The organism is Sphingobium indicum BiD32, from assembly GCF_000382885.1.
GTDB classification, from domain to species: Bacteria; Pseudomonadota; Alphaproteobacteria; order Sphingomonadales; family Sphingomonadaceae; genus Sphingobium; species Sphingobium japonicum_C.
In genome coordinates this window covers 12,837-36,375 of record NZ_CAVK010000042.1, presented here as the reverse complement: position 1 = coordinate 36,375, position 23,539 = coordinate 12,837, and the positions used below count along the sequence as shown (strand labels likewise).

20 protein-coding genes are annotated in these 23,539 nt (G+C 63.2%); 4 read left to right on the top strand and 16 right to left on the bottom strand.

Going from position 1 to position 23,539, the window contains the following annotated elements:
* On the bottom strand, positions 1–1,079 hold a 1,079-nt coding region (locus EBBID32_RS04450), incomplete at its 3' end, for an acyl-CoA dehydrogenase family protein (protein WP_037488709.1).
* A 177-nt stretch (positions 1,080–1,256) separates the two neighbouring features.
* Between EBBID32_RS04450 and EBBID32_RS04445 the strand changes: the two genes are divergently transcribed.
* The 4 genes from EBBID32_RS04445 (at position 1,257) to EBBID32_RS04430 (ending at position 6,043) form a co-directional block, all read left to right on the top strand.
* The gene (locus EBBID32_RS04445) at positions 1,257–2,483 is read left to right on the top strand and encodes an acyl-CoA dehydrogenase family protein (RefSeq protein ID WP_006951413.1); all 1,227 of its coding nucleotides are present in this window, start codon (positions 1,257–1,259) and stop codon (positions 2,481–2,483) included.
* Between the two features lie 29 nt (positions 2,484–2,512).
* Positions 2,513–3,751, top strand: coding sequence for an acyl-CoA dehydrogenase family protein (locus EBBID32_RS04440; RefSeq protein WP_006951411.1), 1,239 nt, complete (start codon positions 2,513–2,515; stop codon positions 3,749–3,751).
* A 72-nt stretch (positions 3,752–3,823) separates the two neighbouring features.
* On the top strand, positions 3,824–4,753 hold the full coding sequence (locus EBBID32_RS04435) for an NAD(P)H-dependent flavin oxidoreductase (protein WP_006951408.1): 930 nt from the start codon (positions 3,824–3,826) through the stop codon (positions 4,751–4,753).
* 867 nt (positions 4,754–5,620) lie between these two features.
* Positions 5,621–6,043: a hypothetical protein gene (locus EBBID32_RS04430; protein ID WP_006951407.1), complete on the top strand. Its 423-nt coding sequence runs from the start codon at positions 5,621–5,623 to the stop codon at positions 6,041–6,043.
* Positions 6,044–6,048: 5 nt separating this feature from the next.
* Here the strand turns inward: EBBID32_RS04430 and EBBID32_RS04425 are convergent, their stop codons facing one another.
* From EBBID32_RS04425 to EBBID32_RS04355, 15 genes are all read right to left on the bottom strand, one after another.
* Positions 6,049–9,789, bottom strand: coding sequence for a conjugal transfer protein TraG N-terminal domain-containing protein (locus EBBID32_RS04425; RefSeq protein ID WP_006951405.1), 3,741 nt, complete (start codon positions 9,787–9,789; stop codon positions 6,049–6,051).
* A gap of 14 nt (positions 9,790–9,803) precedes the next feature.
* Positions 9,804–11,225, bottom strand: coding sequence for a conjugal transfer protein TraH (locus tag EBBID32_RS04420; RefSeq protein ID WP_006951403.1), 1,422 nt, complete (start codon positions 11,223–11,225; stop codon positions 9,804–9,806).
* A gap of 52 nt (positions 11,226–11,277) precedes the next feature.
* Positions 11,278–11,778: a hypothetical protein gene (locus EBBID32_RS04415; protein ID WP_006951401.1), complete on the bottom strand. Its 501-nt coding sequence runs from the start codon at positions 11,776–11,778 to the stop codon at positions 11,278–11,280.
* A 98-nt stretch (positions 11,779–11,876) separates the two neighbouring features.
* Positions 11,877–12,782 (bottom strand): conjugal transfer protein TraF, encoded by a 906-nt coding sequence (locus EBBID32_RS04410; RefSeq protein WP_006951400.1) that lies wholly within the window; start codon positions 12,780–12,782, stop codon positions 11,877–11,879.
* Positions 12,779–13,387, bottom strand: coding sequence for a S26 family signal peptidase (locus EBBID32_RS04405; RefSeq protein ID WP_006951399.1), 609 nt, complete (start codon positions 13,385–13,387; stop codon positions 12,779–12,781). Before EBBID32_RS04405 ends, EBBID32_RS04410 begins: the two co-directional genes overlap by 4 nt.
* Positions 13,359–14,282: a type-F conjugative transfer system pilin assembly protein TrbC gene (locus tag EBBID32_RS04400; protein ID WP_006951398.1), complete on the bottom strand. Its 924-nt coding sequence runs from the start codon at positions 14,280–14,282 to the stop codon at positions 13,359–13,361. Before EBBID32_RS04400 ends, EBBID32_RS04405 begins: the two co-directional genes overlap by 29 nt.
* On the bottom strand, positions 14,254–15,333 hold the full coding sequence (gene traN, locus EBBID32_RS04395; protein WP_006951397.1) for a conjugal transfer protein TraN: 1,080 nt from the start codon (positions 15,331–15,333) through the stop codon (positions 14,254–14,256). Before traN ends, EBBID32_RS04400 begins: the two co-directional genes overlap by 29 nt.
* A complete protein-coding gene (locus EBBID32_RS04390; protein WP_006951395.1) occupies positions 15,330–17,264 on the bottom strand; it encodes a hypothetical protein in 1,935 nt (644 codons plus the stop codon). Before EBBID32_RS04390 ends, traN begins: the two co-directional genes overlap by 4 nt.
* A gap of 373 nt (positions 17,265–17,637) precedes the next feature.
* Complete coding sequence (locus EBBID32_RS04385) at positions 17,638–18,630, bottom strand: TraU family protein (RefSeq protein ID WP_006951394.1); 993 nt, start codon at positions 18,628–18,630, stop codon at positions 17,638–17,640.
* Positions 18,631–18,650: 20 nt separating this feature from the next.
* Positions 18,651–19,370 (bottom strand): conjugal transfer protein TraW, encoded by a 720-nt coding sequence (locus EBBID32_RS04380; RefSeq protein WP_051093266.1) that lies wholly within the window; start codon positions 19,368–19,370, stop codon positions 18,651–18,653.
* On the bottom strand, positions 19,360–19,599 hold the full coding sequence (locus EBBID32_RS04375; RefSeq protein WP_037488702.1) for a hypothetical protein: 240 nt from the start codon (positions 19,597–19,599) through the stop codon (positions 19,360–19,362). Before EBBID32_RS04375 ends, EBBID32_RS04380 begins: the two co-directional genes overlap by 11 nt.
* Positions 19,596–19,991 carry a hypothetical protein gene (locus EBBID32_RS04370; RefSeq protein ID WP_037488699.1) on the bottom strand — a complete coding sequence of 132 codons (396 nt, stop codon included), beginning with the start codon at positions 19,989–19,991 and terminating at the stop codon, positions 19,596–19,598. Before EBBID32_RS04370 ends, EBBID32_RS04375 begins: the two co-directional genes overlap by 4 nt.
* Positions 19,988–20,314: a hypothetical protein gene (locus tag EBBID32_RS04365; protein WP_006951384.1), complete on the bottom strand. Its 327-nt coding sequence runs from the start codon at positions 20,312–20,314 to the stop codon at positions 19,988–19,990. Before EBBID32_RS04365 ends, EBBID32_RS04370 begins: the two co-directional genes overlap by 4 nt.
* Complete coding sequence (locus EBBID32_RS04360) at positions 20,314–22,854, bottom strand: TraC family protein (RefSeq protein WP_006951382.1); 2,541 nt, start codon at positions 22,852–22,854, stop codon at positions 20,314–20,316. The genes EBBID32_RS04365 and EBBID32_RS04360 overlap by 1 nt, the downstream gene beginning before the upstream one ends.
* A complete protein-coding gene (locus tag EBBID32_RS04355; protein ID WP_006951379.1) occupies positions 22,851–23,510 on the bottom strand; it encodes a TraV family lipoprotein in 660 nt (219 codons plus the stop codon). Before EBBID32_RS04355 ends, EBBID32_RS04360 begins: the two co-directional genes overlap by 4 nt.
* Positions 23,511–23,539: the final 29 nt, after the last annotated feature.

Below are 23,539 nucleotides of genomic sequence, written 5' to 3'. Positions count from 1 at the left end.
TCGATGGCGATGGCGCGCTTGAACAGATGTCCGATGATGAGCTCGTCAGTCATCCCCATTCCGCCATGCATCTGCACGGCTTCCTGACCTATACGATGAGCGGCCCGACCGACGAACGCTTTTGCCGCCGATACGGCGACCCGCCGAACGGATGCACCTGCGTCGATCGCGCTGGCTGCACGATACGCAAGCGCCGCGGATAGCTCCAACGCGATAAGCATGTCGGCCATGCGATGTTGCAGAGCTTGAAAGGTGGCGAGCGCCACGCCGAACTGTCTTCGCTCGTTGAGATAGGAATGCGTTTCACGGAGCAGCCGTCGCATTATACCAACCGCCTCGGCACAAATCGCGGCCGCCGCCGAATCGTTCGCCTCCTCGACCGCGTCCGTTGCCTCCCGCCCCTCCAGCAGAAGCGCCTCCTCGGCCACGACGACACCGTCCAACTCTATGTCTGCGGCCCGTCGGCCATCAACGGTAGGGTATGACGCCATCAGCAGGCCGACAGCGTCGACGGCGACGACGAATACGCCACAACAATCAGACGGATGGGCTCGTCCCGAGAGGCGGGCTACGACCAGTATATGGGTCGCCCAAGGGGCACCCACCACCACGGTCTTTCTCCCCGTCAGCCGATATCCCCCCGTCTCGAGCAAATCGGCGATCGTTTCAATGCGACTGGGATCGAAACGACTTTCCGGCTCCCGATCCGCAACGGCCAGCCGGATATCGCCCGCGATAACGCCATCGATCATGGTCTGGGCGAGCGGGCGAACTGATCGCCTCAAAAGTCTTCCGGCGAGGATCACTGTTTCTAGATAGGGTTCGACAAGCAGGGATTGTCCGAAGGACTCCATAACAGGGATCTGATCGACCGCGTTGCCGCCCAGACCGCCTCGGCTTTCCTCAAAGCCCAGCCCGAGCACTCCAATGTCCGCCGCCATTCCGCGCCAAATGGCGGGCGACCAGCCATCGTTCGATGCGACGATCGTGCGCCGTGCGTCCTGCTGATAAACTTGCCCAAGAAAGTTCTGGACTGCGTCCCGAAAAAGGACCTGCTGGTCGGAAAGGTCATACGTCATGGTGCGCCTTGGAGCCGGTTTGGATTCTGGCCGGAGGCCTATGTCTCCTTCATTAGTATTCAAGTGAGCTGTTAAGATGTCCCTGCCCTGGGGACGTTGTGTCTCACCGTCCCCAGGGCAGGGACGGAAGACTATCGAAAAAGGCCCTAGGATCGGGCGGCACAAGGAGTTGCGATCATGGCTGCACATAATGGCGAGAACAATGAGGTTACAGCCGCTCACGAGTTCCGCGAGATTGTACGGGCGTTTTTGGCTGATCATCTCACTCAGGATCTGATCGACGCGCCGCGGACAAGCCAGTTGATTAGCGCCGAACCCCAGCAGCGCTGGCACAGAATCCTGGCGCGGCAAGGTTGGGCGACACCCTCCTGGCCTGAACGGTTCGGCGGCACGTCCTGGACGCCCGAGGAGCGATTGGTCTTCGAGGAGGAACTGATTGCAGCCAAAGCGCCTCCTTTGAGTTCATTTCTGGAGATGATCGGGCCGGTCCTCTATACCTTTGGCAGCAAAGCGCAGATCGAGCGTCACTTGGCCCCTTTGCGAGACGGGCTTGCGCAATGGTGCCAAGGGTATTCGGAACCGGGCGCTGGCTCCGATCTTGCCGGCCTGCGAACGAGCGCCGTGCGCGACGGCGAAGACTATGTGGTCAACGGTCAGAAAATCTGGACCACGTATGCCCACAGGGCGGATTGGATGTTCTGCCTCGTCAGGACCAGAACCGAAGGTCGACCACAGGCCGGAATCAGTTTTCTCCTTATCGACATGAAGAGTCCCGGCATCACCATCCGACCGATCCACTCCATCGACGGATTGCATCACCTCAACGAAATCTTCTTTTCGGACGTTCGCGTGCCCACAGCTAACCTCGTCGGTGTCGAGAACGGGGGCTGGACGATCGCGAAGTTCCTTCTGGCGCACGAGCGTAGCAGCGTCGGCTCACTTCTGACGGTGAAAGGGCAGCTGGATCAGGTTCGGGCGATCGCAGACGCCGCATTCGACCTGACCCAGCCGAACCAGGCTCGGGAGCATGCCACGATCGACTATGCGCTCTGCGAGGCGGAAATCACTCTCCAGGCGCTCGACGCATTCAATCGGCGCCAATCCACCCTCGCCCAGCGGGGTGCCGGGCACCCTGCAGCGCCTTCGATGATGAAACTGGCCGTCACTGAACTGCAGCAAACAATCGCTGAACTTGGGGTGCGGGCTCTGGGCGTCGATGCCCTGAGGGACCAGTCAGCGCTGCTTGAGCCATTTCGCCCGGACCTGATGCGAGGATCAGCCGACGGGGCGCTGGTGATGCTTCATTACCTGTTCGGACGGGCCTTCACAATCCTGGGCGGTTCCAGCGAAATCCAGCGCAATCTTATTTTCCGCGATGTCGTCGCATCGGCGTCGCCTCCCTGAAAATTCGGCAACAAAGAGGATTTGCATCGATGGACTTCACCCTAAACGACCGCCAAGCGGGATACCGCGATCGCGTAAGAGATTTCATGGAACGCCGCGTCTGGCCAGCTCGCGAGGCGTACGAGCACGAGCTTGCCGAAGGGCAGCGCTGGGCGCCGGTTAAGGTCATGGAAACGCTCAAGGCCGAGGCGAGAGATTGCGGACTGTGGAATCTGTTCATGCCGCCGACTGGGGCGCAGCCCATCGACAGCACCTACGTGTTTGAAGGCCCTTCGCTTTCAAACGTTGAATATGCTCTGTGCGCGGAGGAAATGGGGCGTATCGAATGGGCGTCCGAGGTGTTCAACTGCTCTGCCCCCGATACGGGCAATATGGAGGTTCTGCACCGTTTCGGCACGGCCGAACAGAAGACTCGCTGGTTGGGGCCCCTCATGCGCGGGGAGATTCGGTCGGCGTTCCTGATGACTGAGCCCGATGTAGCATCCTCCGATGCGACGAATATACGCACGCGAATCGAACGGGATGGCGATGAATATGTAATCAACGGCCGCAAATGGTGGTCGGGCGGGGTGGGTGATCCGCGCTGTCGCCTCGCGATCGTGATGGGGCGGTCAAGCCCCGAGGCGGCCCGTCATCGGCAGCAAGCTATGATTCTCATCGACATGACAACACCCGGCGTTCGGATTGAGCGCATGTTGTCAGTCTTCGGTTATGACCATGCGCCACATGGTTTCGGCGAGGTGCTGCTCGAGAATGTGCGCGTTCCGGCATCGAGCATGATCTTGGGTGAGGGGAAGGGGTTTGAGATCGCGCAGGGCCGGCTGGGCCCCGGTCGAATTCATCACTGCATGCGCACGATCGGCGTCGCCGAAGTCGCCCTCGAGGCCATGTGCCGACGGTTGGTCGCGCGATCGGCGTTCGGCAAGACCATAGCCGAACATAGCGTCTGGGATCAGCGGATTTCGCGGGCGAGAATCGACATCGAGACTAGCAGGCTGCTATCCCTGAAAGCGGCCGACATGATGGACCGACACGGCGCGGCCAGTGCTGCCCTCGAAGTGGCCCTCATCAAGGTCCAGGGACCGAGGGTAGCGCTTCAGATTCTCGACGACGCCATACAGGCCCACGGGGGAGCGGGTGTTTCGGCGGATTTCGATCTCGCCCGCGCCTGGGCGACGGTCAGGACGCTGAGGCTGGCGGATGGACCAGATGAAGTTCACGAGCGTGCCATCGCCCGGGCCGAACTTGCCAAGTATAGAACGCTTTGACCGAAGTGACCATTGCCGGCCGCCCTGATCTGTGGATCTAACGCGGGCGCGACATTTTTTAGGAGAAATTTGATGGGCATACCCGCATCGTTGGGACACGACCTGAAACTGCCGGTCATTGCCGCTCCGATGTTTCTGGTGTCTGGACCCGATCTTGTTGTCGGATGTTGCAACGCCGGCGTGATCGGTACCTTCCCATCACTAAATCAACGGACTACCGAAGGCTATTGCGAATGGCTCAACGAGATACGAGCTAGGCTTGGCCCCGATGCGGCGGCATTCGGCGTGAACCACATCGTCCATCCGACGAATGCTAGGCTGAAGGCTGACCTGGCGGTCACCATCGAGCACAAGGTACCGCTCGTCATAACTTCGCTGGGCGCGAACGCGGACATCGTTGAGGCCGTGCACAGCTATGGTGGCGTCATATTTCACGATGTTACCACCGCCCGTCACGCACGGAGCGCGACGAAGACCGGAGTCGATGGCTTGATCCTGGTCGCGAACGGCGCAGGTGGTCACGGGGGCGCGGTCAACCCCTTCGCCTTGTACAACGAGGTACGACAATTTTTCGATGGCACGATCATCCTATCGGGTTGCCTGTCGACCGGCGGTGATGTCGCGACCGCACGGATGCTGGGAGCGGATTTCGCTTATATGGGTACCAGGTTCATCACCACAGATGAAAGTCTAGCCAGCGCCGAATACAAGGAGATGATAATTAGATCTGTGGCGGCAGACATTACCTACACGCCAGCTGTCTCCGGTATGCTGGCAAATTTCATGACCGCATCTCTGATCGCTCACAATGTCGATCCTCACCAAAATTCCGTGCACCAGCCGAACATCGGCGATGAGGCGAAAGCCTGGAAGACAATCTGGTCCGCAGGCCAAGGTGTCGGAACGGTGCATGACGTACTCTCAGTTCGAGATCTTGTCGCGAGGTTGCGTAGTCAGCACGATGAGGCTGTCGCCACCTTCTTCTCGACAAGCCGTGAATAAAAGGCCCTCGAATAGTGAGGCGACATTGTCTTGTTGCATCAGCGATACGCGAGTGATCTGCCCGTTTCTGACTGGTCCAAAATCTCCGTTATTTTGGGTCACGAAGGAGATTGGACATGGGCCCTGTCCGCCGACACTCGGCACTCGACTTCCTCAGCCCGGCCCAGTTCGAACGAAGGGCCGTCAACTGAGCCAATGCCTCTCCACTTTTACGGGGCAAATCCAGCAAGAGGCACAAGGCGGAAGAGATTATCGGCAAGCTGCGCGAGGCTGAGATTTTATTGGCGCAGGGCGGGACGACAGCGGATGTGTATCGACACGCGATCATAGCATACGATGCTGCGTGATGGCACCTTGTTTCAAGCGTGAGATGAAGTTTAACGCGATTGCCAGCGGTGAGGCCTCAAAGCTGATCCGATGGCGGCGTCCCGGGAGAGAACGCAGGGACGAACGATCTGCAAAGTGGTCCGATGGGCGCCATAGCCCGCTTCGAATCAATGCAACGTTAGTTCTTATAAGACCCGATACAGCACGATCAGGCTCCGGCTCGGCCAGTTCGGACAGAGCCATGATGCGCTCAAGGGATCAACACCGCCCGCGTTTTGCAATACAGATCCGGCTTTAATGTAACTCCCTTATCAATGAGGATCAGATTAGACCAACTCGGACGCTTCGACCGGGTGTCGGTGCCATCGGGAAGGGATGGTCGTATCATATGACAGAAATCGAGGAGGGGAGTGTAGGGACAAGAAGGCGATCAAAAGGGTAAGGATTTGTTATGGCGCATCAATTTCACTGCAGATGCTCAAACACCAATACCCGCAATTCGGCACCGGTGCTACGATTGTCTCTGGAAAGGATCCAGCCATGAACCCGGCAATTGAACCCGACGAGGCATTGCAGAACGACGAGGCCGTTCGGGTGCAACCGCGCCCGCGTGCGTCCCGGTGGCTGTGGCGTCCATGGTTCGCCAAGCTGTGGTGGGCTGCGATGGTAGCCTATTGGGCAGGCAAAGTCGGGTCCTTCTATTCGCCTGCTTTGGACCAATTCTACACCAGCGCGCTGGCAGGTTTCCTCAACATCGCGTTCTTTCCGCCCCTCGCGTTGATGGTGCTCGGCTTGGGTTTCGCGAGAGCCTGGTTTGCGTGGAGCGATTGGGAATTCGTCGAACCGACGCACGAGCAAATGTTCCCGAAGCGCTCAGTCGGCGGCATGCGCGATCCATATGCCGATCCGCTTGATCCGCGATCCGGTGCATTGCACAGGCGGCATTTTCACCGGCATCACTGATCAGATCACTTGTCGCCGCGTTCCTTGAAGCTCGGGTCACCATCCTGAGGGCTATGTTTGAGATCGGTTGAGAAAGTTCCGCTTCGCAGGACGGACGATTGTTCGATCGAAGTTAGCGGACCGGTGACATCTGCCGTACCGCGCCCGGAATCGGCCTGCTCAAGATAGCGATTGCGCAGGCCATTCGGCCCAAGAACCTGATGGCTCAACTCTTGGGAAAATGCATGAGCGGGGTTTTCCGAACGCGCGGCGGCGCGTTCTGCCGCAGCAATGGCTTCGCGCACATCGTAGTTCACAATGTCGATGTTGGCGTTGGCGGTTTCGGAGGTTGTTCCGCGGTCCGAACTCTCGAACCCAAGGTTAGCACCAGCGCCGCCGCTTATGGCGCTTCCAGTCTGTTTACTTCCACCGGCGTTGGGCTTGCCCGAACCAGCTCGACTGACATTCGCGGAAATCGAGGCTCCTACGTCGGTTCCCATGGAGGTCTGGTCCTGGGCCAATCTATCAATACTCCGCGTCCATCCCGTCTGGGCCATGATCGCCTGAACATCGCGTTGCAGCGTGTCGGCCACTTGCGGCTTGAGCCGCCAATCGCCATGCCGGTCCATCTCGAACCCACCCCTAAGCCAGTTGGCCATGGCAGCATGGCCTTCCGCGCCGCCGCCCAGAAAATGCTCGACCGTGTCTGGTCCCGCCTGTTTGCCGGCCTCGAACCGTGTGCTTGTGTCATTACGCGCCGAACGTTGGGAATTGGTGCTGCTCGAGACGAGCATATCGTTGTCGGCAAAGCTGAGCCGCGCCGATCCGCCATTGGCGACCGCACCAAGCTGGCTTTCGTTGATGAGCCCGGCTTTCCACATCTGGGCGGCGGTCTGGGGCGTCAGGTTAAGGTTGAAATCGCCGTTCTGATCCCGCGCGATCTGACGCTTGGTGAGGTTGATCCCGTTGTCGCGCAGCAATCCCTGCATCCGGGTCAGCCGCTCATTATCGACAATGCGGGTCAGCCGTTCGTTGCGTGCCCGGTCGGCGATACCGCCCGCACCGCCTTCGGCCATGTCGACCTGGTTGCCCGATGTGCGGCTCAGTGCCTGGATAAAGCTATCGAGCCGCGCAGCTTCGCGCGTCGATGTTCCGGCGGCTGCAGCCCCTTGCGCAAACCCAAAATTGTCGGACTGGCGGCGCTGCTCACCGATCCGGGCGGCGCTGCGGGTGCCGCCTGTGCCGACCTCGTGCTGGGCATCGAGCTTGCCCGACCGCTCGGCAAAATCATAGCCTGCCGCATCGCGCGTCCGGCCATAGACGCTGGTGCCTTCACGGCCCGCCTCGGCGGTTGCACCGTCGGCGGTTCCGAGCTGGCTCGCGGCATTGTAAGTCTCGAGCGCATGCATGACCTGCGCCTCGTTGCGGCCCGTGGCCCGGGAAAGCTGCGAAATAGCCGAGGACCGCGCCTCGCCGGAAAGCGCATTGATGAACCCGATGCGGCGACTGGTCGCATCGACCGACAGTCCGAGCATCCCCGCGGCGCTGCGCTGGCCCTGATTGCTGCCGGTGCGCCAGCCCTGTTCGGTGGCGACATTGCCGCGCTCGACCTGCGCCACACGGTCGCCCGCATAATCGCGGCGACCTTCCATCGCGCCGACCTGAACCTGCGCCCCGGTCAGATCATTGCGCAGCATCGCCTCCTGGTCGAACGTATTGGCGATCAGCTTGGCGAAGGTTGGATCGGCGCCCGCCTGGCCGATCACACCCGAGGCCTTGAGTTCGGCGTCCGCTTTCGAATAGCCGCCGCGCTCAAAATGCCGCGCCGCACCCTGCATCATCATCGAATAGGCGCGCTCGTCTCCGAACGCCTTCCACTGCACCATGTTCTGCGTGAAGGCGGCGAAGGCCTGCTCGCCGGCCTGGCCCCCACCAAAATAGGTGGTGCCAAGGCTGCGTAGCGCATCTTTCTCGGCAAAATTGTGGATCGCCGAGGTGGTTGCATTGGCGCGCACCGCCTTTGCCGTGGCCGGGTCGCTAAGACTACGACCGGTGAGTGCAGGGGCGAGCCCGCCAAGTTCACGCGCGGCATCGAGCCCGCCCATACCGAATGCGGCACTGCCGGGCACACCGCCGCCCTGTTCGCCGAGAACACCGGATGCGCCGCCAAAGGCGCGATTGGCGCCGAAATTGGAGCGTTCGCCAAAATCGCCAAAGCTCGAGGAACCACCGCGCCGCGCCATGGTGCCCGCAGCCGACGCCTGTGTTTCCAGCGCGGAGGCATAGCCTTCGCGCGTCGCCAGCGGTGCAGCGGCGGCGCTGCCCAGACCCTGGGCCTGCAGCGCGCCGCCGGTGAAGCTCGAGAACACATTGCCCGAGAAGCGGAACACGGTGAACACAAAGGCGCCAGCAAGCCCCGCCGCCGCCGTGCGGAAGCTGCCGAATATGGCGAGCGCCTTCATCGCCGAGGAGGGTGCCAGCATCCAGGCATTGGCGGCAACCGCATTTGAGCGCATCTCGGCGAGAACCTCCATCGCCCGGGCAAGCGTCAGCTGGTAGATACCCGCATCGATCACCCCCCACATCGCGACGAACACGAACAGCCCCAATGCAAAACTCGCCACGCGCAGATTGATCGGGGTCAGGATGAACAGCAGCGCGACCGGGATCATGAACAGCATGATGCCGAACACGGTCGCACGAATCGTCGGCATCCATTCATTGGCGACCGACATGGTCGCGAGGCCATTCGAGACGATGGCGCGGTTGGCCATCACCCGGGCGGCGGTGGCCGGACTGTCCTCGAACAAGACGTCGCCCACCGTATTGCCGAGCAGGACATCGGTCATGAACGCTTGCAAGGACAACGGCGTGCCCATCATCATCTGGCCCATTTCGCCCAGATGCGAGCGGCAGCGGGTGAGCTGCGCGGCATTGGCGACATCATAGCCGGTGCGCTGGCACACCTGGGTTGCATAGCTGTCGAACAGGGTGGGGTCGGACAGCCGCGACTGAATATGGTCCCAGGCCTCGGTGCAGCTGACCGTGGTGCCGCCCTTGTCGGCGGCGGTATAGACCGTGCTGAAGGTTGCGGGTCCCGCCATTGCGGCAAAGGATGCAGGCAGGTCGGTGGCGGTGCGAAACAGCTGATCGTCATCGACGCCGTAAGCGGGCGATACCCGCGCAACCGGATAGCATTGCCGGACATAATCCTTGATCGTCGCATCGAGGAAACTGTCGGTCATCGGACCGCGCGGGGAAACCGCGTTCAGAAACAGGTCGAAGCTGTGGCCGCCAGCACCAAATTCCAGCTTGGCATTTGGGTCGAGCGTGTTGTCGTCGATCACTTCGGCGAGCGAGCGTTCCATGAGATTGGTGACGCCCGCGACCAGCACCAGCAGGTTGGGCACATCGCCGACCGGCTGATAGGCATTCCTGACTTTGTCATAGACGTGAACCGTACCGGTGGTGGCGACTAGTCCCACGAACAGCCCGACGCCAACGAAGATCTGGAACCCGAAGGCGACCAGCCCCATGCCCTGTCCGCGCACGCTGGCGAGCACTGCGCCGAGCGCAATGCCGACGACGCCGATGATCATGACCAGCGTTTCATAGCGCGGGTCGGCGAAGATCATCGACACCAGGCGGAAGGCGTCGACCGTCTCGGCAAACCCGTCATAAGTGTAGAAGCTGGTATCAACGGCCAATGCGGGCGTAGCGATCAGGCCAAGCAGCAGGACGGGAAGGGCGCGAATGAAGCGGTGCATGAGCGTGATCCCGGTCAACGGTTGCGGGTGGCAGCGGCGCCCTGGGCATCGCGGGCATCATGGTCGCGCTGGCGCAGGAGCCCGGCATAATTGGCCGAGAGATTGGCGGCATTCAGCGCGGCCATATAGCTCTGGCGCATCTGCGCGCGCTGGCGCAGCACCTCTTCGCGTAAGGTCTGCAGCTGCTCGATGCCTTTGGTCAGGATCCGGGTCTGGCAGATACTGGTATTGGCCGCGTCCGCCGCGCCCGCGGCGTTGGCCCCGCGCTCGGCATTGCTGACGGCAAAATCGATCGAGCGGGTGAGATCGTTGAGCATCTGATAGGCCAGCGTCAGCGCCACCAGCTCGTCGGTATCGGCAATGACCGAATCCGGCACCCCCTGGCGCACGCCCCATTCGAGCATGCGGTAAACCGGAAGCGTGCGGACATTGGCGACGAACTGGCGCTCGTCAGTGGTGAGCGCGGCGCGCGTGCGGATCTTGACGGTGATCGCCTGCATCCGGTCCCGGGCCAGTTCGAGCGCCCCCTTGCCGCTATCGTTCGAGCAGTCGGCGCCGGTTGCGGGAATGTTGAGCGCGCGGCGCTGAACCTTGCCGGTCAGGAAATCGTCCGGGCTTTCGGTATCCTGACGCGGGCAAGCGGGGATCGCCGAGAACAGCGGCACTTTGTCGGCGGCGTCCCAGCGCATGTAGACGTCGCCGACCCGGGCGCGCATGACACTGGCCCAGTCACCGGCACCGACCCGGGTTGCGGCATGGGCGAGGAGCGAGCCGGTCCGGAAGATATCGGTGACTTCGGCAGGACAATTCTGAAGCGCGTCTTTCAGATCCTCGGTGGGATTGTTCCGGTTTGCCTGGATCTTTTCACGGCTGTTCTGATAGCTTTTGGCGAAGCCTTCCTTCACAGACTTGTAGCCGGTCATTTCCTCGATGATGCCCGACATATTGTCATCTCCTCGCGCGATCTGGACCATGCGGTTGGCGAGGCGGCAGTCGTTGACCTGGATCGAATTGAGGAAGTTGGTCGCCGCCTCCATCTTCGAGATGATGTTGCCCATCTTCTCGTCCAATGTTTCGAGCAAATACTGAAAGGCGACGGCGGGCGCGGCCTGGAGGATGCTCTCGAGCTTCTGGACGAGATAGTCGGGATCGAGAAACGACATGCCGCCCAGGAACATGTCGATGCCGCCGCAGCCCGCCTTCACCTTGGGCAGGCTCAGCGACATCAGGTAATCGTTATGGACATCGACCCGGCCCGACATGCCGCCAGCGGTGACATAGCCGCGGGTCTGATCCTCGAAGCTGCCGGGCGAGGTGTAGGTGACATTGTCGAACCAGCTCTCGGCCCAGCTCTGGGCATGGGCCGGAGCGACCGTTCCGCAGGCGGCGAGAAGAGCGAGAGCGGAGATACTCAGGCGTGTGGCGTTGTTAGCCATGGCGGGCTTCCTTGCAGGTTATGGGAGAGGGGGAGGAACTGGCCCGCCATGCTCAGTTCCTTGGGCTTTGCTGGGGTGCCGGGCGCGGCACCATGCCGACAATCCCGGTAAATTTGGACAGGGCACGAACGCCGACGTCAGCGCGCAGGCCGGTCAGCATCTTGGCCGCGAGATAGATGTTGCGCGCGAGGTTGGGCGCATGGTCGGTGCCGATCGCGATCGGTATAATCCGGTTCGGATCGCCCATTGGGCGTACCCAGGCGACCGGATGCCCGACCCAGGGCAGGGAGAGCCGGCCCGAACGGATCATCGCCTCCTCGCTGCCAATGGTGCGGACCCGCCAGCCATATTGGGTGCGCAGCTGCGACAGCTTACTCCACATATCCGCGCAAGGAATGCAGCCCGGCGCCGTGCTCATTTCGATGAGGAAGGCAGGGGCCTGGCCGCGCAGGGTGGCGGCAAAATCGGGTGGGAAATCGCGGGTGACGGGCACCCGCGCCAGCCAGGCGTTCATATCGGCGACGCTTGCGACCGGATGGATGGCCGCTCGCATCGCGTCTTCGCGCGTGACTGCCCGGGCCAGAGCTAAGCTGCCCGGGACCGCAACGGCGCAGGCGAGAGCGGCGAGCCCGAGATGGTGCGACCAGCGCATCACTTGGGTTCTGAGGGACGATTGACGAGGTCGCCGCCGAGCATGTCGCTTGCACGGCTGCGCGGATCGCTGGAGGATACCGGGCCATTGGCTAGCGCGTCGAAGAACCCGTCTTCCTCGCCGGCTCCGGTCATGAACTGCTCGGGCCGGATATCGCCCGACAGCAGCCGCACCGCCTGATAGGCCATCTGCGCAAGATTGGGATAAGTCTCAATGCCCGCCGCGATGACCATGCGTTGCTGGCTGTTACGCCGGATGATCATGGTGGTCGGCGTGACCTCGACCCCGAAGCGTTGTCCAAGCTCGGGACGCCGGTCGATATCCATCAGCGTCACCTGCCAGCCCATCTCGTCCTGGAAGCGCTGGACGATCGGCCACTGCACCCGGCAGTAGCCGCAGGTCGAACGCGAGAACATGACAAGCGCAAATTCCGGGGCATGAGCGCGCAGATAGCGGCGGCGGACATCGTCCTTGTAGGCGGAGAGTTCCGCGCGCGCGTCACCGACCATCGGATTGGCGGATTTGGAATTGAGTTCGGGATGCTGGAGCATCGCAATCTGTGTGACACCGGCAAAAGCGCGGGCCTTGCGCCTTGCGAAATCCTCGAGCCGCCAAAAATCTGCCACCGCATCGACGGTCAGCACGGTCGCGGCATAATCGCGCTGCTGCTCGATCAGTTTGCGAATCTTGGGCGGCGTGAAGGTCGCAAGCTCGGCCATTGGCGGGATCAGGGGCTTCATCAAGGCGTCGGGATCGGGTGGTGCCTGCTTGTCCGCCTTTGGCGGCGGCGCATACCACCAATAGCCCTGCTTTGGCTGGTTGATGCCTGCCGACGCGGTTTGCGCCGTAGCCGGACCTGCTAAGAGTACCGCGGCGAGCAGGGCCGCGCGGGGAAGGGCGATCACAGCACCTTCTCCATGCGTTTCAGCCGATCAATTGCGACCGGGCCATAATAGCGGCTGTCGAACCCGTCGGGGTGGCTTGAGCCGACGAAGACAAAGCCATCGGGGATCACGCGTTCATGGGGCTGCCAGTGATCGAGTTTCTGACCGCCTCGGCCGAGCGCCTTGCCCACATTGAGCAGCCGCTCGTTGCAATAATACCAGCCATCGTACTGGCCGTTTGGGGCGCCCGGCATCATCGAGGGTTTCTCGATCATATCGAGCCGCTCGCCTGGCATGCACAAGGCCTGTTTGGTGACATTGACGGGCTTAGGTCCCGCCAGCGGGTGCGACAGCATGAACATGACAAAATCCCCTTTGTGGATCGGACCAGGGCTGGCGCGCACCGCGACCGCGTTGATCGACGGGCTCATCACCCAGGTCACTTGCGGGATGGCCCAGCAGGCCGCGAGCCCGATGGGCAGGACCACGGCATAGGCCTTCCACAGCTGGGCGGGGCGCACCGGTTGGCCCAGACCCGAACTGCCGAGCGCGACTGCGGCTCGCAGCGGCAGCAGTTTGATTTCGGGCCAGGCGGCCCTAGCGGTTTTCCAGGCGAGACTGAGCACCCTGCACCTCCTTCTTGCCGCCGAGGCGGGCATATTCGTCGAGCATCCCGGTGAGCGCGGCATCGCCGTAGATGACGTGGGGGGCGTTTATCTGGGTTGTGGGCAGACTCGCCTCATCGCGCTCGCAATAGGGCTGGGTCGGATCGCCCGGGATCATCGCAAGCGCCGGCACGCGGGTGACGCCGTGCTGGCGGAACACCAGCGGATCGACGATCAGCTGGACACCCCGCATCGCGCAGGCCGGTCCCTCGCAGCCGGGATCGAGCCGGAGAATCTCGGCGGAAAGTTTGGCCATCGGCCCGACCTTGGTTAGCCCGCCGGGCATTCCGCGAAATGCCATGACACCGCCGGCCTTCTCGAGCTGAGCGGCATAAGTTCGCAAGGTTGCGATCGGCATCGAGGACGAAACAAGCAACACCGGCACCCAGCTATGGAGCACATCGGGCGCGGCGGCTTTGGCGACAGCCTCCATCTCGGGAGCTTCCAGTCCCAGAGCCTGCCTGAGCCGCTTCGCCATCGCATCGCGCTGGGCAGCAAAGGCATCTTTGCCCGCGTCAAGCGCGGAACGCGCCCGCGCTTCCATCACGGGTAAGGGAGCATGGCGGCGCATCGCATCGAAGGCCCGGCGTCTCTCGGTCTCGGGAAGCTCCGGCAACGCGACAGTTGCGGCGGTTCCATCCCCTTTGCGCTTCGCGATCGCGTCCCTCAGCCGCTCCATCGCGGCATCACCCTGCTTTTGGATAGCCTCGCGGGCACTGCCCGACTGCGGGCTGGCTGCGGTTTGCCGCGCATCCGCAGCGGCGGGCAGATTCAGCGCCATGACGAGTGTGATGACGGACGCCAGCAGCACCGGCGCGGCGCGGGCGCTATTGGCTGACGGTTTGCAGATAGGCATCGATCCTGTCCTTCATGTCGATCTGGATCTGGGATTGGCTGCGGGCCTCGACGTCCGCGTAATATTCGGAGAGGTCCATTTTGGAGAAGTCGAGCGCCTGGAACTCTTCCGGCGTAAAGCCCCGGCAATAGGGCTGCTGGGGCGTGCCCCAGCCAATCGCGTTGAAGCTTTTGAGCTGCGGGCGGCCCTGTTCCTGGATGATGCGGCCAAGCTTGGTGTTGAAGCAGCAATGGCCCTTGGCCTTCTGGATGCAGATGCCGAGGATCTTGGCGGTGCAATAGGTGCCGACCTCGTGGCACATGCCCGAGCCGCGCAACATGCCTGTCTCCATATCCTCCTGATCGCAGCCCTGCAGCAGCACCTCGATCATGAAATTGATGGCGAGGCTGATGGCGATCGAGGTCGGATCGATCCCGACGATCAGTGCGTTGGCCCCTGCGCTTGCCGCCTGGCCCGCAGTCGCACCGGCCTGGAAGGCGGTGTAGGCAGCCTTCATGCCGGTGAATACGCCCTTGGCGACGGCGATCTTGGTGCCGATGGAGCCGACCTGCGAACCCATGCCGTCCTTGATAATCTTGCCCTTGTCCTTGCAGCAGTTCTGGAAGGTATCGAGGAGACCCGGCGGGCGGCAGCGCATCGCGCGCGCGGCGAAGATCTCGATATTGGCGGTGCAATTGCCATTGGCATCGACACTGCCATCGGCGGGTACACCGGGATCACCCATCGGTGGAACCTCGCTGACGGGCGTGGCGCCGGTATCCTGGCACGCATTGGGCGAGCAGGTCGGGGCGCCGCCCGAGGCGGGCGCCTCGCATGCATACTGCGGCCCAAGCGGGCAGGCATAAGTTCCGGGCGCCGTCACCGTGCAGGCTACGGCCTGGATCGGGCACTGCCAGCCCGCGCCTTGTGTCGCGGTGCAGCTTGCGGTTTCGCCGGGATCGGCGGCATCGCCATTGCCGTTCAAATCCGCAGCGCAGATTTGCTCGGCATGTGCCGGGGCGGCGCCGACGGAGGCGGCGCTCAATACCAGGGCGAGGGCGAGCCGCTTCATGGCACTGCACTTGTGCAGACCATGTCGGCACCGGCGAGCCGGACGGTCTGCATCATCACCACCGCTTCGGGAAAGTCATCAACGCAGCCGCAGGCTGACACGATCTCCTCGCCGGGGCCCGCCGGGCAGACGTTGGCGGCATCGCAGGTATGGTAGAAGGTGTCGTAGCCGGTCGGCGCATTCTGCCGACTTGCCACCACCCCATCGGGTGCGGCGGCAGTGTTCGCCTTGGGCGCGCGGGTTTTGCAGATCGCTTCGCAGGCAGGGACCGTGCCCTGGGGCGGTATCGAAAAGTTCCGCGTTGATGTCGTGATACTGCCGTCTGCTGCCTTCGTCCGGTCGGCGAGCAGCGTCTCGGTCGAATGGTCGATGATGTAAGCGCCCCGGCTCAAATCGGGTGCGGGCAGCGCCGTGCTATCGGTGGTGCAGGCATAGGTGCGGGTCCGCTCGAAAAAGTCGCGGGTGAATTGCAGCGTGCAGTTCGCATTGCCGAACAGCCGGGTCTGCGGCAACGGCCGCAGGCCTGTCGCAACGCCGTTTCGGAAGGTCTGGACGCCATCGACGTCTTCAGCGGAAAGTCGACATTTGGGATCGGCGCCGTAGCCCAAGCACAGATCGACGATCCGCTCGGTGGTCTTGCAACTGGTATCGACCTCGGCGTGGATCTGCGCGAAGGCATCGCCCCTGTCAGCCACCGCGACGCGCAGCCAGATTTCATGATCGCCCTTGGTGAGCAAAGGCTTGAGGTCGGTGTTCGGCGCGTAGAAGGTGGTATGGTCCTGCTCGCAATTACCGGGGGGATAGCCGGAACCGGTCCAGGCACCTGGGCCATAGGCGACAAGCATGCCGTCGATTCGGACCTGCGCCCAGTCGTCGGCGGAATAGACCGGCAGGGTCACCGACTTGAGCCGGTCCGGATCCCCGACATGCAGGGTCATCCGGAAATCGAAGAGGCTGCATCCGCCGCCACGAAGGCTGTTATTGCCGGGCGATCCCATCAGGAAATCGGCGCTGCCGCCGGTACCGGCAATGGTCGCATAGCCGCCGGCTGTCCGGGAGATGACATCGTCCACGGCAACCTCCCTGAGCGTCACCTCGCGGGTGATAGTGCAACTGCGCAATTGCTGGGCTTTGCCCGCGCCCGCCGAAGAGGCGGCGAGCGCCTGGAACACGGGGTTGCTCGATGAAAGCGCGAAAGCATCGCCCTGGATCGCCGCCGGATTGGCGCGGTAGACGGTCTGGCCGATCGCCGGACTCGAGGTGCAGGCGGTGGTCTGTGCGCCGACATAATCGATCACGGGGCCGTTGATCCGCGCTTCGGCCACGCCGATGCGCGGATCGGCCGTGGTGAGTGCCCCGACCATGCCGCCGCCCAGATCCTTGAGCACGGAGGCGAGATTGCCGAACACCAGATTACTGCCGCAGCTGTTGTTGACGCAGTAACAACCCGATAGTTCGGGCATATCGACCTCGGTGAGCTTCAGGTCCTTCGCGCTATCCAGGTTCCAGCGAAACGAGTGGCACTGGGTCCAGGTGCCGGGCTGGCAGGAAATCACGCCGTTGGCGCAGATGCCTGAGACCGGCACGGGCAGCGCCGAACTGCTGTCGAACGTCCCGTCGAGATCCTTGTCGCGCGAAATCCGCACCACGCCGATATCGCCGGACGACGAGGGCTGGATCAGCACTTCGAGCAGGTTCGCGGTTTTCTGGCAGGCCAGCGTGGGGGTGAACGTCTTGGTGCCATCGACCGTCGCCACCGGCTGACCGCTCATGCCCGGGGTCACATAGTTCTTCAGCAGCGTGTCGCTGTCGCCGGTTTTGGCTTTTGTGGCAGCGGCGGCAGCGCGGGCACGATCATCCATGCTTTGCGCATGAAGGACCGACGGCAGCATCAATACCGTGCCGGCGAGCATCAAGGGCAATCGCTTCATGAACCCGTTTCCCTTGGTGCATGGACACGGGAGCCCTTGCGCAAACGAAACAGGTCACCCCTCCTCATTGCGGTCTGTCCGGCAGTGACTACCCGGAACACGGACTGCCCCTCGAAGGTGGCCAGCACGGCCGTCGCCGATGGACGAGCGGCGGGGAGGGGCGCCGCATCCTCATACGAAGCAACGACCGTACTGACCGTAGTTGGAGCGGCGCCACTGGGGGGAAGCGGCGCCGCTCCCGTCCCGCGCGCACCCTGGCAGCCTTGCTGGCTGTGGCGGGCAGACCACGGAGGAACCGGGGCACACGCGAGACGATCCGGGAAAGGCCTGTGAGGCGAGGGCCTAGGGGGTAAAGAGTTGGAGGATAACCGGCTCATGGCACCGGTATCCCCGCGCAGCAGATCACCTTCTCGAACAGCATGAACTGGGCGTTGTCCTTGCCCGGTGCATGTTTGCCCGACGACCACAGCGCGCCCGGGCGACCGATATTGACGCATTTGCCGCCCTTGACCGGCTCCATCAGCTGAAGCTTGTAGCGCGACTTGGTCCAGATCGGCTGCGGCTTGAACGAGCAGCCATCGGCCGAGGAAATGGTGAGCGCACCCAGGCGCCCCATCATGAACGTGCCGCGCGCCGCCAATCCCGCCCAGGCTTCGACCGAATCGTCAAAATGGATGTCGCCCGCGATGGGATAGGTCGCACCCCAGCTGCCCATGCACCAGAACAGCGGATCGATGACCTTGCCCGCCGCCGCCGCGGCGCTGTCGGCCATGCAGGCGAGGCCCGCGGCGGGATTACCGAACAGGATACCCTCGGGCTGGATGATCGCGCCCAGCGTACCCGATTGCCAGGTCGGGAGCACCTCGGTGATCAGCGCGACGTCGAAACCGTCATCCTCAAGGCAGGGCAGGTCGGTGAACATGTCGAGCATCTTCCAGACCGGCGAGATGTAATAATGCATCTGCGCGAACATCTTGCGGGTGTTTGTTCCGTCAGAGATGGAACTTTGGCTGCCCTGGAGCTTGCCGTGCGTGGGCAAGAGATCGGCGCCGAGCGCCATCATGCAGCCGGGCTCGGTCACAACATCGACCATACGATTGGGCGACCAGAAGCTGACCTTCACCCCGAACCAGAAGGTCGCGCCCTTGCGGCACGCGCACAGGGGTTTCGACGAGGACTGCGCGTCCAGTTCCTTCGACAGCTTGTCGAAGCTGCCGATCCGTACCCCGCCGATGGTGATCGGGAAGATGCAGTTCCAGCGCACCTTGGTGATCGGGTTGAACACCGTGCCGGTCGGGCAGGACGAGGCCTGCGCTGGGGTGGTGGGCGCAAGGCCTGCGAGAAGCAGCGCGGCGGCGGCACTCATGAGTCTCGCGTAATGCCGCGTCATGGCACTTGCCTCCTCTGGGCAGGCCGAACCTGTGCCATTCCCGCGGCGCGAGCAGTCCGGTCGAGCCGAACCTCGGTCAGTTCCAGCCTTGTGCCGACCTGGGCAATGATCACGGGGGCGACTGTCAGGGCGAGCCGGTCCTTGATCCGCTGCTCGAGGATGAAGATCGGACGCCCGGTCCTCTCAGAGAGCGTGATGGCGTCATCGTCCTGCGCGCTGCCCGCCGCCAGCAGGATGAAATCACTGAGCCGCGCGGTCTTGAGCGCCCAGCCAAGATCGCGCGGGTGGACCACCACCAGGCGCTGCGGCAGCGTCACATAGGAAAGCGGGTTGAAGCTGTAGCCCTTGGGATAAAGCAGCTCGCCGCCAGGCAGACGAATCTCCGTCTCGAGCGTATAGAACGGCACGACGCTGCGCACCTGGCTGCGCGTGGCCGGCGTGAGTACAGCAGCCTTCATCGCTGACCAGGAAGATCGCGGGCCATATCTGGCGCGCATATCGGCGGGGAGCTGCGATGCCCTGGCCTCGATCTCGGTGAGCGCATCGGGCTCAGCGATCGGCCAGGTGCGGCCGATGGTCGATGTCGCGGCGTGCGCGCTGGCGGCGACCACGACGGAAGCGAGCAGCATCAGCGCGATCGTCGCCGACTGGAATATCACCACACCCCAGCCTTGCGGTGGTTCGTCAGGGCTGGGAGGCAGAGGTTCAGCGGCCATGACGGCGTCTCCACCAGGTCTGGCGATTGTCGTCCGACAGGCCGTGTATCGCGGCACATAACCCACCGACCGCCATGGCGAACACCAGCGCGATCAGCACCCGCAGCGCGATATCGAGAGACGGCGCCGACCACAGCACCAGCGCAGCCTGGATCAGGAGCAGCAGGTGCGTGCCGACCATCAGGCGGATCGCCGAGGGCCCGGGTGAGGCGGAGAGGATTCCGCTCATGCCCGCCGCCATGTGCGAATGCGTCCGAGAGCCCGTTCGAGTGCCGGCATACCGATAACGATCAGGTTGCCACTGACGAGCGCCACGACGCCAAGCACCGCGAGCGATGCCGGCAGGACGGCCAGCGCCCATGTCAGGAAGATCATCAGGGAAATGCAAGCGTCGAGTGCGGCTGCGGCGATCAGCCATTGCGTGCTGCGATGGGCTGCCCAGCGCGCTTCACGCAAGCACTCGGTCTGGAATTCGACTTGCCGATGCAGCAGGGCGAGTTCGGTGCCCATTTCGTCGTGGCGACGCAGCAGGAAATCGTGGGGCGACTCGTCCGCGTGGCGGCCGGCAAATGGGCAATGCAGCGTGCGGGCGCTGCCGTTCGCGAATGCAGGGGTGGTCATTGGTTCCTCCAGTGGCGATAGCGCGCGGCCAGATGGCCGGAGAGGCCTGAGAGGCCGATCAGCAGCAAGCCGCTAACCAGGCAGGCGACCCCGACGGTGGCCGCGCCGCGCAGCACCAGCGCAGACGGTTGATGCAGCGCGAAACCGGCAGCCAGCACGAGCCCCGCCATCAGCGTGGATTCGATCAGGATCAGCCGGAACCGCCAGCGCAAAGCCGCGGCTTCGGCGCGGATCGCGACGCGCGCCTCGATCATGCGCTCGAGTTCGGCATCCGTGCTCCAGTCGAACGGGAACTGGTCGGAATGGGGGTGCTTGGAGCGCATCACAGCGCCTCCTGCACGGTGCTGGCGAGGCGCAGCGGCGGGCGCTGGCCGAGGATCTCGGCAGGGTCGACACCGGCCAGTTCGCAGACCGCTTCGAGCGGTGAGCGGCCGAGCCGCAGCAGCGCTTCGAAGGCGGCGACTTCGGTCGGGGCCGAGGTGTTGATCCAGTAGCTGAACGGATCGACCACAAGCCGCGCGATGCCCAGGCCCAGCGGGCTATCGATGAACACCTCGCTGTAATTGGGCTTGTTGTTGCGGACCGATTTCAGCAGCTCCAACACGAAGCCCGAATAGTCGAGGATCTTGTTCTCGACCGCCTTGTCATAGGTCGAGCCTTGCAGGAGAAACCGGGTCGCGGCATTTTCGAGAATGACCTGGCCGGTTCCGCCGAACAACAGCAGATCGTTCATCGACTGCATGACGATGCCGAAGCTGCCCTGATATTTGCGCGCGCGCCGATAGCCTTGCCCGAACGCCTCGGCGAGGCGCGACAGATCCTGCCCGTCGGTGCGGGTCATGAACTGCGCGGCTTCATCGCAGAGCACGAAGCGCGGCCGGTCGCGTCCCGACAAGTACAGCTCCTGGGTGACGGCATTGACCACCACCATCACGACCACGTTGAACAGGTCGGGAATGTTTTTCAGCCGCTCGAGTTCGAGCACCACGAATTCGTCGCTGGAAATGTCGAGCGTCGAAGGTCCGTTGAAATAATGGCCGTAAGCCCCGTCCGACCCGAAATCGCGCAAGTTGAAGGCAAGCTCGCGCGCCACCGGAACCAGATGATCGACCCGGTCGAGCTCACTCGATATCTGCGCCGGATAGGCGCCGAGCCAATCGCGCACCGCGTCGATCCCGCGCTCGGCATGGCCACCCTCGATGGTCCACTGTACGGCGGACTTGATCAGGTTCCACTGCGCTGACGACACCCCCTTGCGGGTTGCGGCATTGGCCATCTCGGCGACGATCGCGACCGCCATGGCGATCGCCGACTGCTTGTCCTCGCCGTCGAGCGCCAGCCCCATGTCGAACGGGTTGAGCACCAACCGTTCCTCGCCGATGTCGATATAGCGGCCCGAGCAGAGCGTGCAGAGCTTGCGGTAGGAACCGCCGATATCGATGATGCGGATGAGCGCGCCGCTCGCATAATACTGCTGGCACAGATTGTTGAGCAGGAAGCTCTTGCCCGCGCCGCTCTCGGCCGAGACGATGAAATTGTAATTGTTGATGCGCGGATCGAACAGGTCGAGCGTGATCAGCTGGCCCTTGCGCCCCGTATAGAGCAGTGCCGGACGGCCGCCGCCCCTGAAGTCGGTCTGGATCGGCGCCATCAGCACGGCGGCCTTCACCGGCATGCGGAAGTCGCGCTCGAGCATGCGCAGCGTCTTGGTGTCGGGATAGAGCCCGAACGGCAGGCTCATCGGTAGGAGCACGGGGTTGAGGTAGCTCTCCTCCTGCATCATGAAGGGCAGGGGTTCGCTTTCCCACAGACGCTTGGCGCGGGCCGCCATTTCGCGGGCCTGGGCGCGGGTCTGGCCGAACACCCAGACCGTCGGGATCACCCGCACGAAGCGGCTGTTGCCCACCTCATCAAGCACCCAGCCGATCTCCTCAATCTGCTTGCCGACCTCGACCGCGAAGGAACCGGCGGCCTTTTGCGCCGAGAGGATCTGCGCGCGCTTGTGGATCTCGAAGGCCGAATGATCGAACAGGACATTGAGCGTATAGAGGAATGGACCGCCGATCTGATCGCTGTCCTCGGAGCTGCCGCGCATGCCGCCGGTCAGTCGGTTGGCGCGCTCGGCGCTGATCCGCCGGGCGGGCGCCTTGGGGGTGAGGCAGCGCGCGACCTGACCGCCCAGAAACACCTCGGGGCCTTCGAAGCGCAGATCGGGGCCAGCGTCGATGATCTGCTTGCGCAAGGGGATTGGCACCCCGCCGTCGCTGGCGCCATTGACGAAACTGCCCGGCGCGGCGCTGAACACGCCGTTGAAGATGCGCCGGTAGAAGGCCATGATTTCTTCGGGCGGCAGGGGAACGATCCCGAGCTTGGAAAGCTGCTCCTCGATCTGCCGCCTCGTATCGGATCCCAGCGGTAGCCTTGTCTTGACGGCCAGGATCGTGCGGAAATTGCGGATCGGGATGCCATGGAGTGCCTCCAGCCCGTGCCGGCCCTCACGCAGATAGTCGTAGGTGCGTTTTGCGGATGCCTGAATCAACGGATCGTCGCGGGTCTTCAAGGCCAGATAGGCATCAAGCGCATCGTCGATCAGCGGATCGGCGAAAGTGTGAATCTGAAGCACTGTGCCCGGTTCAAAGTGAATGTTCAGAAGGCCGAGCAAGGCGCTGTGAACATGGGTGAACATATAGGCGCTCGGCACCATCTCCCAGGCATAGCCCCAGCCATCGTCGATGGTCAGGAACGCAGCCTCCTCCTCGACCCAGGCGACCAGCGGCAGATGATCTGAATAGGAATCGCGCGCGACGCTGCGGCGCAAGGCGGCAAAGGTTATGCCGCCGGTGTCGCTGGTGGACCCGTTCATCGACGGGGCTCCTTGGCGGGTGTGACAGGTAAGGCAGGTACGACCGGATCGGCGGCATCCGTGCTCCGCTCGCGCAGCTGGCCCAATACCGGGAGCTGGGCCGCGGGTGACAGCGGCTCGACCAGATAGCCGCCCACCACCCAGGAGGGTCGCTCGAGGATCGAATAGACGTATCGCGGCATATAGAGCCGGTCGGGACGCTGGCGGTCGGCATAGGGCAGGATCAGCGTGCGCACCGCCTGGCTGGGTTTGAGCATCGGCGTGACAGGCTGGTCGATCAGGCCCTGCAACTCGCGATAGACGCTGTCGCGGTATCCGGCATAAGCGCCGGGCATTGCCTTGCCGCCGCCCTGCGCCGACGCGCCGGTGCCGGGCGTACCGTCTGCCTGCATTCCTCCCGGATCGCGCAGCAGCTTCTTGTCGCGGGTGACGGCGGGATCCGAGCGGGACCTGCGTCCTGCGACCGCGTCCTCATAGGCTTTCTCGGGATGGATGCACTGGCCGTGATCGGCGTTCTTGCAGGAGAACTTCTCCGAATAGGGCGACATGATCGAGCCGACCGTTGCGCAGCCCGAAAGCGGCGCGACTGCGGCGATCAGGATCAGCAGGCGCCGCGCCGGGCGGCGGGGCCGCGAGGCATTGGAGGGAGATGGCATGGCGGATACTCCAGAGCGGTAGGGGGACG